Genomic DNA, 17837 nt, shown 5'->3' on the forward strand with positions numbered 1-17837 from the left:
CCAATTCCTAGGATGGTGAAAAATGATGAAAATGTTTATTACAATTCACAACAAACCCGTGCCAGTCTACTCAGATGAGAAAAATAAAAAGAAATTCAATTTATTGAAATCCGCACTCGAAGCTAAAGTGACCAAAGGAAGAGCAACGATTAAGAAATGCTTGGACTCTATCATTAGTATTGAGATCGTAGGTTGTGAAGCGATTCTCCATTCCTTTAATGAGCGCGACTCCCTTGCATTATCCCTTTACTAAAAAAAACGAGAAGTCCTCAGGACTTCTCGTTTTTTTTAGTCATTGTATTTTTGTTGGATGACGACAAGATGATGCTGAGCATGACCGGCTATCACATAGGCAAGCGCGCGTGCAGAGATTTCATTGTTATTAGCTATCCCTTTACGCGACCAGGCTTCTTCCGAAATTGTTTTCAGCAGAGAAAATGTGGCTTGACGTGCGGCTTGAAAGTCGTTTAACAAATCCTCCATCGACAATTCGTCGAAAGAAGCATTGTCGATAAATAAGTCCTGATCAAATCCTGGTAAATTCGTTGTATCTCCACGAGCAATACGCAGCATCCGATAACTCATAATCCGCTCCGTATCCGTCATATGCCCCAAGACTTCCTTCAAGCTCCACTTCCCCGGCTCATATCGATAAAGCCCTTGCTCATCATTAATCGGCGAAAACAAAGCGACAACAGCGTCTAATTGGCTGTGTAAAAAGGACAGATAGTCGCCTTCCGGAACTTGACTAATATAACCAGTAAAAAATGGTGAGTATTCTTCACTACCAGGTCTCTGCAGCATATCGAATGAATCTCCCTTCGTGATAAAAAATAGAAACTATGTATATCCCTATCATATAGCAAACCTAAACAAATATGAAGCCAGCTCAGCCTTCAACATCTACAATTGCTAGACTTATACCCCTTCAAGTTTTCGGTCGTGTTCCACCTCACCTACTTTTTCAAATAAGCCATTCTGTGATATCTACAAATCTGCTTAAAAACATGAGTCAAGGGGATATTCCGTGAAACAAAAAAAATACTGACCTCAGTGAAGAAGTCAGTGTTTTTGAACTGTCTATAATGGCTTTTGTTCGAGCAGCCAGATTTTACTCTGGAAGTCTCCACGGAGACCAGAGACTGGAAGGCCGGCGTAAAGTAGATGGTCGCCGGGGTATTCACCTTGCAAGCCTGCGATTTGGTAATCGAAGGATGGGTTGAGTCCTTTGAGCCGCAGCGTTTTGAGTGGCGCATTAGGCTCGGCGAGAACTCGGAAGTAAGCGACCAAAGCTTGAGTCTTGTCTTCAGAAACGATCATCCAAGCAGTTTCGTTACCTTCAAATGGACTGAGTAAGCGGTACATGTCGCCGAATTGGACGAGCGGCCGGATATGTTTATAATCGGCTATTTGCTTTTTGACGATTTCTTTTTCTTCGTCGCTAAACTTGGTTAGGTCGAGTTCGTAACCAAAGTTGCCGGACATCGCAACATCGCCGCGCATTTCCAACGATGTCTCGCGGTGAACTTGGTGATTTGGTACGGCAGATACGTGCGCTCCCATTGAACTAACAGGATAAACGATGCTAGTCCCATACTGAATTTTCAAACGAGAGATAGCGTCCGTGTTATCGCTTGTCCACGTTTGCGGCATATAATACAGCATACCAGGGTCAAACCGGCCACCGCCACCGGAGCAGCTCTCGAACAAGATATGCGGGAACTCATTCGTCAATGTTTCAAGAACACGGTACAGACCAAGAATATAGCGATGAGCGGTTTCTCGTTGTCTTTCCGGAGGCAGTGCAGCGGAACCAATTTCGGTCATATTACGGTTCATGTCCCATTTCACGTAAGTGATCGGCGCGCTGCTTAGGATATCACTGATCATTTTCGTGATCGCTTCACATACATCTGTACGTGAAAAATCCAATATTAATTGCTGACGACCTTCTGTACGTCTACGGTTCGGTACATGCAGGCACCAGTCTGGGTGTTTTCGGTATAAGTCACTGTCTGGGGAAACCATTTCTGGTTCAAACCACAGTCCAAACTCAAGTCCCATTCCATTGACTCTGGAGACGAGGTCCTCCAGTCCTCCCGGCAGTTTCGCTTTATCAACGACCCAGTCTCCCAAGGAGCTGTTATCGCTGTCTCTTTTGCCGAACCAACCATCGTCAAGAACGAATAATTCGATGCCAAGTTCTTTGCCGGCGCTGGCGATGCTTTCGATTTTATCCGCATTAAATTGAAAATAGGTTGCTTCCCAGTTATTCACAAGCACAGGTCTTGTCCGATCACGGAATTCACCGCGGCAAAGTCGAGTACGGTAAAGCTTGTGATAGGTTCTTGACATGTCCCCTAGGCCTGCGTTTGAATAAACCATTACAGCTTCAGGCGTTTGAAAATGTTGTCCCGGCTCAAGCAACCAGCCAAAATCAAATGGATTAATACCCATGGATACACGTACTGAACCATACGGCTCAACCTCTGCATGGGCAGCGAAATTGCCACTATAAACAAGGCTGAAACCATACACATCGCCATGATCTTCATTGGCGTCCTTGGAAAGCAGTGCAATAAAAGGATTGTGCTGATGACTACTCGATCCGCGGCGACTTTCTACGGTCAATTTTCCTGGTGCTAAGGGTCTTCTCTCGATATGTCGTTCTCTAACCCAACTACCTGAAAGCTGAAGAAGATCAAACTCGCTATGCTGATAATCAAGGCTCATACTAAGCGCTCGAAGCAGCTTTAGATCTCCGGATCCTTCATTTACGAAACGTACCGATCTAGTCATCGCTGCATGCTGCTCAAATATCGTATAAGTAAGAATCACGCGTAAGCCAATGACAGAATCAACGAGTTCAAGCTCCAATGTTTCCGCTTCATCATCTTGCTCTACATAGGTTGCAGGAAGTCCCTCGAGCACCGGTTTTCCTTGGTAAATTCGATGCTTATCATAGATGAGCTCAGAAATTGTAGATCCATCAGGAAGAGCAACTTGATAAGCTGGCTCCCGATAATCACTTGTACCATATGCCGGATACTCCTGAGGCAATGTATCAAAAGAAATGCTGCGTTCTTCGGGAACAGGATTTGGTGAAAACGAACATCTCTCCTGAAATTGTAGGATCGAAGCCAATTGACCTGATCGGATAGGGCGTCCCCAGTAAACATGGGCTGGGTAAGCGGATTTGATTAGTTGAATAACATAGCTCATTTGCTTGTTTTGTAAATGGAATAGTCCTTGTGTTGGTTCAAATGTAATTCGCATGATATCCCTCCTACCTCCTATTATCATATCCCTTCGAGAACAAAACTATGGAGGATTAGCACCTACATATGGAGGAATGTAGTTTGGGATGCATAGAAAAGGAGCCAAGGCGCGAAATAGCCCTAGCTCCGTTTCGTATTTTTCATTTTCAGCCAAATTTATAAGTCATGCCATAGCCGCCTTTGGGATAGACCCAATCAATGTTGTAAGATGGACATGCAATTCGGCAGGTCCCGCATTCGATACAATTTTCAAACGCAACGGTTGTAATTTTGAGTTTCTTTTCCCATTCATAGACGTCCGAGGGACAGAAATAATTGCAATCCTTCGTTACGCAATTTAAACAGGTCTGCGTATCCTTGATTACGAGGTGCGACTTATCATCGCATTTATAACGAATGGTAAATAGTTTATCTGAAATGTCACTTTGGCTCATCCGTTCATCGCCCTCCATCCTTTGTAGCCTAGCTTCATCAGGTTTACTGTACCGCCGGCGGCATTTTTGATGAGCTTCATGGCCATTTTTTGCTTATCTGCTTTGGTAATCCCATCTACGAGGAACATGTTGTAAGCCGCTTCATTCAGCGCTCTTGGCAGCTTGTCGAACAATAACTCTGGGTCCTGCTCTTTGAGGAATTGATGCATGCCTTTGTATTTCTGTAAGTCTTTATGGACAAAGGATTCGCGAATTTTTTGGTCGTAGGCTTTGAGTGAAGCAGCAGAAAAATCGCTTTGTGCTTTGGCCTCCACAATCGCCTCACCGGCCAGTCGACCGGAGGTCATCGCTAAGTTAGTACCTTCACGATGCACAAAGTTGATTAACTGCGCGGCATCCCCACATACGCACCAGCCATCTCCCGACAACGGCGGGATGGAGTGAAAGCCACCCTCGGGAATCAAGTGCCCGGAGTACTCCTTCGTTTCTCCCCCTTGAATCAATTTCCGAATCATAGGGTGCTGCTTAACAGCATCGAGGACCGCATAAGGCTTCACCTTTTTGTCCCGCAAATGATTGACCATAACGCCTACGCCTAGTGAAATGGTTTCTTTATTCGTGTATAGAAAACCCATGCCCGCCATTCCTAGCGAGGTCTCGCCCATAAACTCAATCGTAACGCCTTCGTCACCTTCGAGCCCGAACCGGTCTTCGATTTTCTCCCTAGGAAGTGCAATTACTTCTTTCACAGCCAACGAAACTTCGTCCGGCATCCATTCTTTGTGAATGCCCATCGCCTTACCGAGCAAGGAGTTCACACCATCGGCAATGACAACAACATCGGCGTACAAATCGCCGTCATCTCGATCGGTACGAACACCGACGACCTTATTACCTTCGCGAATCACATCGAGTGCAACGGTCTCGTAAATAGGTATGGCCCCAGCAGCAACGGCTTTGTCCGCGAACCACTGATCGAACTTAACCCGCAGTCCAGTAAAGCAATTGTAAGGCTCTTTGTAAGCCTCATTGCGGTGCCCGAAGGTGACCATAGATTCTTTGCCCATCATCCAGATGCGCTGTTCCACAATGTAACGCTCCATGGGAAAGTTTTTTTCTTTCCAAAATTCGGGAACCAGCTCTTCGATTTGCTTACGGTATAGGACGCCTCCGAAAATGTTTTTGGCTCCAGGGAACTCGCCCCTCTCCAACAAAACAACGGATAATCCTGCACGTGCCATCGTCAAAGCTGCTGCTGCGCCCGCCGGACCACCGCCAACAACAATCGCATCAAATTTCTCGTTCACTTGGCTTCACTCCTCTCAAGGGCCGCGTTAACCCCTGTCTTCGAATCGTCCTGTGGCAAGGAGGTTGCGGCGCCAGCTAGTTGTTGGCCAAATAAAGTTCGGCGCTGCCTAATCTCTTTCGTAATGGCAGGAACAATTTTGAACATATCGCCAACAATGCCATAATGAGCGAATTGGAAAATTGGCGCTTTATCGTCTTTGTTAATTGCGACGACGACGTCAGCATGGCTCATACCTACGGTATGCTGAACTGCACCAGAAATGCCGATGGCGAAGTATAGCTTCGGCCTGACCGTGGCACCGGTTTGACCTACCTGGTGCTCATGCCCGATCCAGCCCGCATCGACCGCGGCACGCGATGCGCCAACGACACCGCCGAGCGCATCCGCTAGCTCGGCGAGCATCCCGAAAGCATCAGGCCCGCCCAGTCCGCGGCCGCCTGCCACGATAATCTCGGCATCCTCGAGATTGAGTTTGCCTGTTTCGCGCAGGAAGTCGAGCACCTGCGCGGCAATCTCTTCCTCGCGCATCGTCGCCTCGATGCGAATGATTTCGCCTTGGCGCGTCGCGTCCTTCGGCAGCGCCTGAAACACCCCGGCGCGCGCCGTCGCCATCTGCGGCCGGTACTGCTTACAGAGGATGGTGGCCATCATCTTCTCGGAAAAAGCCGGCCGGCTGGCCAGCAGCAGCCTTGACGGCGGCGGCTCCACGTCGAGCTGCGTCGTGTCGGCCGTCAGCCCCGTCGGCAGGTGCGTCGCTATCGCGCCTGCCAAGTCGCGGCCCGTCGCTGTCGCGCCGAACAGTACGATCTCGGGCTTCGCTTCCTCGATCAGCTTCAAGCAGACTCGGCTGTATGGCCGAGTCCTGTAGGTGCGAAGCTCGGGTGCTTCGCATAAGTACACCTTGTCCGCGCCGTAATGCACGGCTTCATCGGCGAGGTGGCCCACATTCTCGCCGATGACGAGCGCCATGAGCGGCGCGTCAAGCTTCGCGGCTAGCTTCTTGCCTTCGCCCAGCAGCTGCCAGGAGACCTTCTTTGCAGCTCCATCTCGCTGCTCTACAACGATCAATACCCCCCGATAAGCCGACCAATCGGGCATCGACGCTTCAGGCTGGTCCGGTGATTGTTCATTTGACATTGTGACTTCCTCCATTCCCATAACGGTGATTCTGAGTTTTTTAGGTCGTACACATGCTTTACTTTCACGAAGACCAGTCTAACAAAGTCTGCATCTCTTTCGTCATGAGCTGATCGGCTAGCTGAGCAGCGGCTGCTTCCGGAGAATCAAACGCGATCATATGCGTTTTAACTGCTTTTACCTCCGGCACCCATGTTTTGGCTACGATCGTTGGTGAGCCTTTTAAACCAATTTTCGCCTTTTCAAGATCCGGAAAATCAGCTGTCGTCCAAACAGTCGGCTTATAACGCGCAGCCCGAATCATACCAGGCAGCGATGCTCGTCTCACCTTGTTCAGTTCCTTCAGTGCCGTGATCAGCACCGGCATGCTTGTCTCAACAACTTCAATGCCATCTTCCAAAAGCCGATGGACACGAACTTTTCGCCGCTTTTCATCCACACTGGCGACTTTGTTGACATAAGTAAGCTGTTCCAGATCCAATCGGCATGCGACGCCAGGCCCAACTTGCCCCGTATCGCCATCCAGCGTTTGTTTGCCGCAAAAAACGATATCCACCGGTCCCCATGTTTCAGCAATTTTACGGATGGTTCGGGCAACAACGTACGATGTCGCCAGCGTGTCCGCTCCCGCGAAGCCACGATCCGTCACCAACACAGCATCGTCTGCCCCGAGGGAGATGCATTCCTTTAAACCTTTCTCCGCAGGCGGAGGTCCCATTGTTACTACTGTAATCCTCGCACCCTGTTCATCCTTAATACGGAGCGCCTCTTCCAGCCCATGCATATCATAGAAGTTCACGATACTTGGGACACCTTGGCGAATTAACGTATTATTTTTGGGGTCAATGCGAATTTCTCTAGAGTCAGGTACCTGCTTGATACAAACGACAATATGCAGCATCTCTGCACCCTCCTATTTCTTAGGAAACTTACTTGCACTTTCGACAACAAACGGATCTGAGCTTGTCAGCATTGTGAATTTTGTCACTTAAAATGACGAAACGAAATCGCTTTCACTCTTTTTTTAAAGTTAATAATCTAACACAATATATGCGAAAAGCTTCCTAACATGACACTTACTTTCGTCTAAGGCTCAAAAGTAATCTTACCGATGCTGCACGGAGAATGAAAAAGCTGCAGCCTACGCCAAAGCGTGGTTTGCAGCTCTCTCCTTATATAAGGTTTTATTTTTTGTTCGTTTTCGCCCATTCGTCTAATTGTTTTTGCTTCTCGGCAATAATTTTATCCATACCTGCCGCTTTTAACTTGCTGACAAACTCAGGAACAAACTTTTCAGGATCGATCGTTCCTGTATACAAGCCTCCAGTGAACTGTGTAGCCACGTTGTTCGTAGCCGCAATTTCATTCTTCACCTTCTCTGGGTCAAAAACAAAGCCAAGTGCAATCGATTTTTGAGCGCCTGTATTGAATTCTTTGTAACGATCCCAGATTTTCGGATCTTCGGTTTTCCAAATATAGGAGTTGAGTTGGTTACCAAACATCCATGGCAGGTTAAGGTTGTAGCCAACAGATGCTGCATCTACGCCTTGCGGATAATCGATAATGTTATCGCCTGCTTTGGCATAGTGTTTACCTTCGATACCCCAATCGAGCAAGTTCAACAAATGTTTGTCCGTGTAGAGTAGATTCAAGAGCATCATGGCTCTTTCCGGATCCTTGGACGTGTTCGGAATGGCAAACATCGCGCTAGTCGTGTCGCCCGTAGTCGTATAAGGCTTCGTCAGTTCAACCGTAACCATCGGCGTGCCGGTATTGCGTGTTTCCTGCATCTCGAACCCTGGTTTCATGGATTCGCCGTAAGCGAAGGCTTTGCCAGCTTTGACAGCCAAGAATTCACTCTCTTTGTTCGTAGCTCCATCTTTATTGATGTAGCCTGCTTTATACCATTTGTTCATGAGTTTAACCGCTTCCATAAATTGAGGAGTCTCAAACATGTCTATGACCTTCAGCTCTTTGCTTGCACGATCCAGCACACCCGGTCCGTCGCCCAGCATGTCAAATAGTCCGTAGCCGAGAATGGCGCTGGCCGGGGAACGATCATTCTTCACCTGGAGCGGCGTGATGCCCGGTTCATTCTCTTTAATCGTTTTGAAAATAGGCTCGAGATCCTTCATCTCTTTAACCGCTGACAGATCGATTTTGTACTTATCGACAAGATCTTTGCGCATGACGACGCCTTTCGTTGCCGCAAACTCTTTGTTCGCTACGACACCGTAGGATTTACCGTTCAGCTTACCGCCTTCTACGTAAGCGGGATCTAGCACGTTTTTGATGCCTTGACCGTGTTTATTGATCAAATCGTCCAGAGGAATGATTTGGCCTTTTGCCGCTTGCTGACCTAAGCCATACCAAGAAGCGGTAAACATCAGGTCGAATTGCTCGCCGGAAGCAAACATCAGGTTCGTTTTATTCGTCCATGCACCCCAATCGATCGGACGAATTTCAATCGTTGCGTTTATTTTTCCCGTCAAATACTTGTTGATTTCGTCTTGAACCGCAGGTAAATCTTTCGGTACAACGCCGGAAGGGAAAATCATGACCAATTTGTAGGGTTTCAAATCATTGGCAGCAGATGTTGCTTTAGCTTCTGTTGTTGGAGCCGCTCCCGTTGTAGGTGTACTTGTGCTTGTTTCTGCTGCAGGTTTGGCACCGCTAGAACAAGCAGTTAGCGCTAAAGATAGAACTAACACAGAAGAAGCGATTGAAACCAATTTTCTTTTTGGTTGAAACACGGAAACCCCTCCATTAATGATAAATTTGTATATGATAAACCGAATTTGTTTTCGGTATTACCCTTTCACAGCGCCAACAGTCAAACCCTTGACAAAATACTTCTGAAAAAACGGATAGGCAAGTACAATCGGACCTATCCCGATAATCGCCATCGCCATGCGCACCGTTTCGGTTGGCAGCGTCGCCATAATCTGTGAAGCGTTAGTATTACGGGAGTTCTGTGAGAGAAATTGAATGTTCAGCAATATTTTATTCAGCAAATACTGCAGACTGTAATACTTGGAATCCGTAAGGAAAACCAAGCTGTTAAACCAATCATTCCAATAACCTAGCGTGTTAAATAAGCCAATGGTCGCCAATACAGGCGTAGAAAGCGGAAGTACGATTCTAAAGAAAATTCTGGATTCGCTAGCTCCATCCATATAAGCTGATTCGATGATAGCCATCGGAATCGAGGTCGCGAAAAAGGTTCGCATAATTAGAACGAAGAATCCGTTTAAAAGCAATCCCGGAATGATCAAACTCCAGATCGTGTCCTTGAGCGGGATCAGCTTTGTAAACACCAAGTACCAAGGGACTAACCCGCCATTGAACAACATCGTGAAGAAAACGAAGAAGGTCAGCATATTTTTATAAGGGAAATCCCTTCTGGATATCGGATAGGCCAGCAGTGCCGTCAGCATGAGGCCGACAATCGTACCCACCACAGTGATAAGAATCGTAACCCCATAAGCCCTGATAATGGTCATTGAGTCCAGGAACAGATACTTGTAAGCTTCAAAGCTTATTTTCTGCGGGAAAAATGAGTAGCCATTTTGGGTAATCGTCGTTTCATCTGTGACAGACACCATGAAGACGAGAATGATCGGCAGAATCGTTGTACAGGCGATGAGTAAAAATACTAGGTGTAACAACCAGTGGGTTTTGTTTTGACTTGCCAAGGAACTCTCCTCCTTCTCTAGAATAGCGCCTGATCGCGATTAAATTTACGAACGATTGAATTAGACACGAGCACCAAGATGAAGCCAACTAGCGATTGATACAGTCCAGCTGCGGAAGACATCCCAAGATCTCCAAGTTGCAGCAAACCCCTATATACATAAGTGTCGATGACGTTGGTTACCGGAAGCAGCATGCCAGAATCAAGCGGTACCTGATAGAACAATCCGAAGTCCGCGTAAAAAATACGTCCGATGGACAACAGCACCATAGTTGTAATGACCGGCATCAGTAAAGGAACCGTAATGTGGCGAATTTGCTGCCATTTGCTCGCTCCGTCAATCTTCGCAGCCTCGTAATATTCATTGTCGATGCCGACAATCGCTGCGATGTAGATGACACAGGAGTATCCGACGCCCTTCCAAGTATTCACAATGACCAGAATGTAAGGCCAGTATTTGGGCTCGTTATACCAAGACACTGGATCTTGGCCGAAGAGCGGAAGGACAATTTTGTTCAAAAAACCATATTCCGAACTCAATAAGCTATACACCAGATAGGCAACGATAACAGCGGATAAAAAGTAAGGAAGCAGCAGCGCACTCTGATAAAATTTCTTAGCCAGCTGTTTTCTGACCTCATTGAGCATAATCGCCAAGCTGACGGAACAGATGAGTGTGATCACAATGAACACTGTATTATAGAGCAGCGTATTGCGAGTAATGATGAACGCGTCGCTGGTGCTGAACAAGTATTCGAAGTTTTTGAAGCCGACCCAGTCGCTTTTCCATATGCCTTTGGCGTAGTTGATGTTTTTGAAGGCAATGATGGTGCCGAACATCGGTAAATAGTTGTTAAGCAGCAAATAGATGATGCCCGGCAGCGCCATCAGCCAGAGCGCCTTGTACCTGTTCATCTGTTTCCAAAACGTGCTTTTATTGGTAAGTGTTTTTGTCGTCATAGCAGCGGTTGATCCTCCTTGGTTGATAATCTAATTATATTTTCAATCCAAGGTTCGACCTACCAATCCTGTGACCTCAAATGATACGATTGTGACTACCTATGTTGTTGGACAAAATCCTACCTCTCGCGTTAAAGTCAGAGCATGTTCCTAATAGCCCTCTCGAAGTGATACCTTCTCGTCTGTAAGCATGATAAACATCGTTACAGACGCGCTTCTGCTTCATCTCGCTTCTGTAACGATGAAAAACAACCTTACAGCTTCGTTCAGCGCGCAAACCCGCGCTTTTCTCGTCTGTAACCATGAAAAACATCGTTACAGACGCGCTTTCGCTTTTCCTCGCTTCTGTAACGATGAAAAACAACCTTACAGCTTCATTCAGCGCGCTAATCCGCGCTTTTCTCGCCTGTAAGCATGAAAAACTACAGACGCGCTTCCGCTTTTCCTCGCTTCTGTAACGATGAAAAACAACCTTACACCATCATTCAGCGCGCTAATCCGCGCTTTTCTCGTCTGTAAGCATGAAAAACATCGTTACAGACGCGCCTCCGCTTTTCCTCGCTTCTGTAACGATGAAAAACAACCTTACATCTTCGTTCAGCGCGCTAATCCGCGCTTTTCTCGTCTGTAAGCATGAAAGACATTGTTACAGACGCGCTTCCGCTTTTCCTCGCTCCTGTAACGATGTTTTCCAGTTAGATGCAATCCTCACGCTCTCGAAGTCGGTTTAGCTGCGAGGGACTGGTAAAGCAATCAATGCCAAAGAAAAAAGCGCACAGCATGATGCCAGGCGCTTTTCTAACCCTATTTCTTCCGATACTCCTGCGGCGTCACTCCATACACCCGCTTAAACATCCTCGCGAAATACGAAAAATTCCCATACCCGAGATTTACGGCGATTTGGCTCACCGGTTGATCCGTATTCAGCAGCAGCTCGGAGGCTTTGTGCATGCGCTGCTGCAAGATGTAGTCCGATAGGGAAAGATTCGTTTCCGCTTTAAACAACCGGGAGATATAGGCCGGATTCAGGAATACGTAATCAGCCAGATCCTCCCGGGTAAAATCCACGTCCAGATGGCTTGCGATATAGTCTTTAATCTTCTGTACGATTGAATTCGGCGGCCGCTTGGAGAATAACAGCCCAGTTACGCTCCCGATCATCTGCTTCATCCACTGCTCTAAGTGAGAGATAGATTTCGTTACTACGGATAGATCCGGCATTGCTGCGTCCTTGTAGAGCATTTGCGCTGACAGACCCTTGCGATGAAGAACATAATAGACGACTTGCAGGAACCCATGATAAAAAGCTTCCAAGGTTTCGATCGTTACCTGCTGTTCACTGAACGTAACCATCTGATGTTCAACCAACCCGTACAGCTTTTCCCGATCACCCTTCTCAAACCAGTCCGCCCAATCCATCAAGGAAACACTCAGCATGTCATCGCCACGATGATTCCGATAATCGCGATATAATAGCACCCTATTCTGCTGGACAACGTTCTTATGCTCCCACTCCAGCAGGGTGTGGTACGATTTCATAATATCGTGAAGCGGTGCAACTTCACTGATATAACAAGAGAGCTGGCAATACAAGTATTGCTGGCACGCCTTCATATATCTCGTACAAACTTCACTGAGCTCATCATCATGAATCGAAGTCATACTGTCTCTGTAAAGCATAATGATCATATTGCCTCGGTTATCCTCAACCACATGACCATGACTCGTCCCAATAATCATCTCTTCCGCAGCGTTGCGCAGCGCGAAGCTCATGATTTCTTCATCTCTGGCGCTGAAATCCTTCCCCCACTGCTCTACGCTAATCAGGATCAGCGTCACATGGGAAAGTACCTCAATGGGCAGCTGATATTCCTCAAAAGCGGATCGTAGTGTCATCTCATTCGGCAGTAATCGCTGGCACAGAATATCCTGCCAAAATCGTTCAATCAATGCTGTCTTCTTGTGTTCCCACATCGACTGATATTTCTTCAGATGCTCAGTCGACTCTTTCAGCTCCCTTCGCTCCTGAATACTATTAAGAGCGCTCTGCAGCACCTGCTCAAGCTCGCTAAAAATAACCGGCTTCAGCAAATAATCGAAGCTGCCCATGTGAATCGCCTTCTGCGCGAAGGCAAAGTCGGCATGGCAAGTCAAAAACAACACAACCACTTCCGGCCTAATCGCTTTGACCCACTCGACCAGCTCCAGTCCTGTCTCATCGGGCATTTCTATGTCACAAATCATCACGTCAACATGCGTCTGCAGCAGTCTTTCCTTAGCAGTCGTCGCATGGTAAGCTTCGTAAACTTCACTGATGCCTAATCGATCCCAATTCACACCTGAGATCATCCCTTTGACTGCAAAGATCTCGTCATCCACCAACAAAGCTGTGTACATGCTTATCCCTCATTCATCTGATCTTTGGCGCGGAAGCCTTAATGTAACGATTGAACCGCTGGGCTCCGCCCGCTCCAGCACAATGTCCACATTTGATTTGTAGTAAAGCTTACATCTGCGCATCACATTCCACAAGCCGATATGCTCGTTGCCCTCTTCTTCAAAATAACTATGAGATTGCAGTTGTCTCAGCCTCTCATCTGGTATCCCCTTGCCGTTGTCACGAACCTGAACAACAATATGCGATTCAGAGTCGGGATCGGACCGCACCTCAATGCCGATTTGAAACGATTGAAATTGGTTGATCGAGAATCCGTGAATCATCGCATTTTCCACGAGAGGCTGGATCGTTGAAGGTGGAATGCGATAACTTTGCAGTTCAGGCGCAATGTCAATGTGAAAAGACAGATGCTCCGGAAACCGCACCTGCTGCACCGCCAGATAGCTTCGGATATGTTCCAATTCTTCCAATAACGTAATCGAGGAAAGATGCGTCCGAATCGCGAATCGGAAATATTTAACCAGATTAATGGCCATTTGTTGAATCAGCTCAAAGTTTTTCGTTTGCGCCAAGTTGTACACTATATTCAAGGAATTCATAAAGAAATGCGGGTGAATTTGCGCTTGCAGATGTTTAAGCTCCGCCTTTTTCGTACGGATTTGTTCCTCGTAAATATCAATTTTCAGCACTTCAATCTGTGTGACCATGTTATTAAATGTCTCACCGATAACCTTAAATTCCATCAATCTATCATCTTTGAACCGTACGGACAAGTCCCCCGAGTAAATTCTCCTCATCCCTTTGATTAACCGAGCGATCGGCTTCAGAATGAAGCTTTCCAGGAAAAACAAGTAAATCGACAAAATCACAAGCGCCAAAACCGGCACATAGTAATTAATTCTTTGGAAAAAGGTCAGCCCCTCGAGCAGATTGCGCTCAGGTATCATAATAGACAAATAAATATCCGCGTTATGGGACGGCTGAATAACGAGCAAATACTTTTCGGCCAGCCGCACAATCTGATAAGGTTGATCTTCTTCCGTTAAGTCCATCTTCCAATCTATCGATTGAAGACTCTTCTTGAATTCCACATCTTTAAGTGCATTTAGAACCGTTCCTTCTTTAGATAAAAATAACGCCTGCCCGCGTTCCCCCAGATGGAGCAGATTCAGAGGGATCATGAGCCGATTAATGTCCACCCAAGCGCCGATGTACGATTCATAGCCAGTATCAACAAGACGTACGAGCGAGTATTGATTGTCCTGATAGATCAGCTGCCAGGAGCGCTGTAAAGTGCTGCGGCTTCCTGAATCCAGCATCAGCTTATCCAGTCTAGTTTTGATCGATTCCTTCCGTTCATTATTCATATAAGGCTGCGGCGCCACCAACAAATCGTTATATTTGGAACTGTAAGCAAACAGCACGTCCGCATCTTTATAGTAATTCGTATTCAGATACATCGCGTTTAACGTACGAATTTTCGCATAATAGGATTCTGGATTGTCCTTGTCGAAAGCACTTAGCGATATTAAATCGTTATCCTGATTTGCTGTTCTATACAGGTATTTATCCAGTTCCTCAAGTACCTGATCGATTTGATTCATATACATAGTCAACATATTTTTATTAGACTGTGCGACTTGAGAATGCACGACCTTCGTCGCATACATATTATTCCAAATTAATAAAATGACGAGCGGGACGGTTACCAAGGCAAAGCCTAAAATAAGCTGAGATCGAAGAGTACTTCTTTTCATAAACGTTTCACTGCCCCCTTTACTCCCCGTCAATTCCACGCCCGCTACCTGATTCCTTCTTTTTAAGCTCATCATTATTTGATATATTAAGCTTAGGAGGGGGTATGCGCATTGAAACTTATCCGCAAATTAGCCCATGTTTTGAGCACGAGCCTTGTTTGTTCCACCCTCCTCTTGTCATGCGACAATGCGGAGACCGTACCTCTTGCAGCTACATCTCCTTCACCCACGAGCGAACAGCAAGATGAAGCAGCAGCGGAACTCCCGCCTTATCACATGGTAATGGTGTTCCCAAGTGGACCCGTCCCTAAAGATTTGCCGGATGTACAAGACGCCATGAACGTCTATCTGAAAAAGAAAATCAATGCTACGATTGAATTACGGCCGATTGACTTCTCTGTCTGGTTGGATAAAACCAACTTGATGTTTCTTTCCAATGAGAAATTTGATTTATTGTTCACCTCATCATGGTTGTACCTCGGTCAGGAAATTGCCAAACAGCAAATCATCCCTTTGGACGATCTGCTGCACCAATACGGACAGGGCATTACGAGCACACTTGATCCTACTTACATCGAGAACGGACGGGTAAAAGGCAGCATTTATGGCGTGGTGACCAATAAAGAATTCGCTTCGACGAAAGGCATCGTCATGCGAAAGGATATCGTCGATAAATACAATATCGATCTCTCCACCATTCGTAAACTCGAAGATTTCGAGCCGATCTGGAAAACGATACAGGAAAAAGAACCTGGCATGATCCCTCTTCAGGTCAAATATGACCGTTCTCCCCTCACCGTATTGAACGGCTATGGAAAGTTCGACATGCTGGATTCCAGCGGTGGTCCGGGTGTTATCGACCGTGATAGCAAAGAACTGAAAGTCATTAACTTATATGAAACACCGGCATATCTTCACGACGCCAAGATTATGCACAACTGGTATCAGGCCGGTTATATCAATAAGGACGGCTCCACTACAAGACAAGATGAATTTGAAGCCGTTAAAGCTGGCAAAGCTTTCGCTTACTCGCAGTCCATAAAACCCGGCTTCGATACGCAGGAATCAAGGAATACAGGCTTTCCCATGGTAACCGTGGAGCTGACCAAGCCCTATACGACAACCGGAGATACGACAAGCGCCATGTTCGCTATCCCCAGAACGTCCCAAAACCCCGAACGGGCGATGATGTTCCTTAATTTGCTTTATACGGATAAATACTTGCTGAATCTGCTTGATTGGGGAATCGAAGGCAAGCATTATGTCAAAATAGCCGACAATGTGATCGATTACCCTCCCGGAGAATCAGCCAAAACCATTGGCTATAACCTTAACCTGCCTTGGATATTCGGTAACCAGCTGAATTCCTACATCTGGGCCACCGATGACCCTGACCTCTGGAAGAAGTATCGGATCTTTAACGAAACCGCAGACAAGTCTATCGCCCTTGGGTTCGTTTTTGACCCCGACAAAGTGAAAAATGAAGTGATCGCCAGTGGGAACGTCCTCCTACAGTACGCAGGAGCACTTAATTCAGGAGAATTCGATCCCGATCTGATCCTTCCCTCCTTTTTGAAAGCACTGAAAGGTGCTGGTGGAAATAAGGTCATTGAGGAGAAACAGCGGCAACTGGATGCTTGGGCTGCTTCCCGCAAACAGAAATAGTGTACATAGCAAAAAATCCCCTCAATGTTAGGGGATTTTTGCTATGTACAGATTATGATTCGTAAATGAGATACTAATCCTCTTCGGCTTCTTCTACCTCATATGTACATAGAAAACGTTCTACACCGGGATATTTCTCCCCGAGGCTGCGAATAACGAACCCAATATTCCGATAAAATTGGACCGACTCTTCATCTGTTTCTGCCACGATTCGAACGGGATGCATATCTTCAATAATTTCAAGAATAATCCCTCGACCAAAGCCTACCCCTCTGCTCTCCGGTTCAACGGCCAGATGAGTGATCGTCATCTCCTGATTATCACTGAGCTCAAAGCCAATGATGCCCACTAAGATACCTTCGGATTCATACCCAAACAACCATAGATTAGCATCATTTTCATAACGCTCAATGACAGGTTGTAACGCCTCCGGATCGGGGAAAACGCTGTAACTCAGCAGTTCTTGTATTTCATTTTCGTTTAGTCGGGATTTCACATTTACTAACATCTTTATTCACTACTTTCATTTTTCGTTATCTACACATAATCTAACAACTTAAGCAAGCTGTCAACATGCGCTACAGGGGTGATTCCCTTCTCCTCCATCAGATGTCCGTTGGGCCCATAGCTGATAAAGGGAACTCCTGCATCCATGGATGCTCTGCCATCTATCCACGAGTCACCGATCGATATCCATTGGCTCTCAAGAATTTGTGGAAAATGCTGCTTAGCGGCTAAGTATCCGGATGGAGATGGTTTCATGGCATTCATCTGCTCTCTTCCGATAATCAAATCAAAGTATGGATGAATTCCGGTCTTTTCCAGCGCATGTACGGCGGCTTTGTATGAATTATTAGTCACAATAACCAGGACATAGCCCGTCTTTAAAACATTTAGAAGCTCGGAAACATGGGATTCCAGTCCTGCACCCTCCATGCCTATTAGTTCATGTTGAACAACCATATTCATCACTTCTATATAGGACTCTTCAGGCATCCCTTTCGCTTTCACATGCTCAATCATGGTTGATGTGGTATGCTCTTGAATCGGAAAACCAACCTGCAATAGATCATTCTCGGTAAGGTAGTCCGCCACTTGCTTTTTCATCATTTGGAAATTAATGCTAGACCTCAGCAGTGTATTATCCATATCAAAAATAATGCCTCGAACTTGGCTTAATTTACTCATTGAACCTCACCTATCCA

Annotated in this window: 16 protein-coding genes; 3 read left to right on the forward strand and 13 right to left on the reverse strand. The window is 46.4% G+C overall.

From position 1 onward, the window contains the following. Positions 1 to 25: 25 nt before the first annotated feature. Positions 26 to 253: a hypothetical protein gene (locus AC58UU_RS31685; protein WP_029198041.1), complete on the forward strand. Its 228-nt coding sequence runs from the start codon at positions 26 to 28 to the stop codon at positions 251 to 253. Positions 254 to 288: 35 nt separating this feature from the next. On the opposite strand, the gene AC58UU_RS31690 is transcribed toward AC58UU_RS31685, so the two are convergent. The 9 genes from AC58UU_RS31690 to AC58UU_RS31730 form a co-directional block, all read right to left on the reverse strand. After that, positions 289 to 804, reverse strand: coding sequence for a DinB family protein (locus tag AC58UU_RS31690; protein WP_497321494.1), 516 nt, complete (start codon positions 802 to 804; stop codon positions 289 to 291). Between the two features lie 276 nt (positions 805 to 1080). Further along, on the reverse strand, positions 1081 to 3276 hold the full coding sequence (locus AC58UU_RS31695) for an alpha-galactosidase (RefSeq protein ID WP_497321495.1): 2196 nt from the start codon (positions 3274 to 3276) through the stop codon (positions 1081 to 1083). Between the two features lie 148 nt (positions 3277 to 3424). Beyond that, the gene (locus tag AC58UU_RS31700) at positions 3425 to 3712 is read right to left on the reverse strand and encodes a ferredoxin family protein (protein WP_036634482.1); all 288 of its coding nucleotides are present in this window, start codon (positions 3710 to 3712) and stop codon (positions 3425 to 3427) included. Next, the gene (locus tag AC58UU_RS31705) at positions 3709 to 5019 is read right to left on the reverse strand and encodes an FAD-dependent oxidoreductase (protein ID WP_057306460.1); all 1311 of its coding nucleotides are present in this window, start codon (positions 5017 to 5019) and stop codon (positions 3709 to 3711) included. The genes AC58UU_RS31700 and AC58UU_RS31705 overlap by 4 nt, the downstream gene beginning before the upstream one ends. Further along, positions 5016 to 6158, reverse strand: a complete 1143-nt coding sequence (locus AC58UU_RS31710; RefSeq protein ID WP_497321497.1) for an electron transfer flavoprotein subunit alpha/FixB family protein — start codon at positions 6156 to 6158, stop codon at positions 5016 to 5018. Before AC58UU_RS31710 ends, AC58UU_RS31705 begins: the two co-directional genes overlap by 4 nt. 64 nt (positions 6159 to 6222) lie before the next feature. Further along, entirely contained in the window at positions 6223 to 7059 is an 837-nt protein-coding gene (locus tag AC58UU_RS31715) for an electron transfer flavoprotein subunit beta/FixA family protein (RefSeq protein ID WP_060648969.1), read from the reverse strand. 283 nt (positions 7060 to 7342) lie between these two features. Next, positions 7343 to 8911, reverse strand: coding sequence for an ABC transporter substrate-binding protein (locus AC58UU_RS31720; protein ID WP_497321499.1), 1569 nt, complete (start codon positions 8909 to 8911; stop codon positions 7343 to 7345). Positions 8912 to 8968: 57 nt separating this feature from the next. Next, entirely contained in the window at positions 8969 to 9853 is an 885-nt protein-coding gene (locus tag AC58UU_RS31725; protein WP_246358572.1) for a carbohydrate ABC transporter permease, read from the reverse strand. A 17-nt stretch (positions 9854 to 9870) separates the two neighbouring features. Continuing rightward, positions 9871 to 10812 carry an ABC transporter permease gene (locus tag AC58UU_RS31730; protein WP_497321501.1) on the reverse strand — a complete coding sequence of 314 codons (942 nt, stop codon included), beginning with the start codon at positions 10810 to 10812 and terminating at the stop codon, positions 9871 to 9873. Between the two features lie 302 nt (positions 10813 to 11114). Between AC58UU_RS31730 and AC58UU_RS31735 the strand changes: the two genes are divergently transcribed. Beyond that, complete coding sequence (locus AC58UU_RS31735; RefSeq protein ID WP_497321502.1) at positions 11115 to 11270, forward strand: hypothetical protein; 156 nt, start codon at positions 11115 to 11117, stop codon at positions 11268 to 11270. A 346-nt stretch (positions 11271 to 11616) separates the two neighbouring features. Here AC58UU_RS31735 and AC58UU_RS31740 read toward each other — a convergent pair whose 3' ends face one another. After that, the gene (locus AC58UU_RS31740) at positions 11617 to 13209 is read right to left on the reverse strand and encodes a response regulator transcription factor (protein WP_497321503.1); all 1593 of its coding nucleotides are present in this window, start codon (positions 13207 to 13209) and stop codon (positions 11617 to 11619) included. 9 nt (positions 13210 to 13218) lie between these two features. Continuing rightward, complete coding sequence (locus AC58UU_RS31745; protein WP_497321504.1) at positions 13219 to 14967, reverse strand: sensor histidine kinase; 1749 nt, start codon at positions 14965 to 14967, stop codon at positions 13219 to 13221. Positions 14968 to 15078: 111 nt separating this feature from the next. Here AC58UU_RS31745 and AC58UU_RS31750 point away from each other — a divergent pair, with 111 nt between their 5' ends. After that, positions 15079 to 16632: an ABC transporter substrate-binding protein gene (locus AC58UU_RS31750; protein WP_497321506.1), complete on the forward strand. Its 1554-nt coding sequence runs from the start codon at positions 15079 to 15081 to the stop codon at positions 16630 to 16632. 73 nt (positions 16633 to 16705) lie between these two features. On the opposite strand, the gene AC58UU_RS31755 is transcribed toward AC58UU_RS31750, so the two are convergent. After that, a complete protein-coding gene (locus AC58UU_RS31755; protein ID WP_497321507.1) occupies positions 16706 to 17128 on the reverse strand; it encodes a GNAT family N-acetyltransferase in 423 nt (140 codons plus the stop codon). A 41-nt stretch (positions 17129 to 17169) separates the two neighbouring features. After that, on the reverse strand, positions 17170 to 17820 hold the full coding sequence (locus AC58UU_RS31760) for an HAD family hydrolase (RefSeq protein ID WP_497321508.1): 651 nt from the start codon (positions 17818 to 17820) through the stop codon (positions 17170 to 17172). Positions 17821 to 17837: the final 17 nt, after the last annotated feature.

Source organism: Paenibacillus sp. JT22N1 (assembly GCF_059692155.1).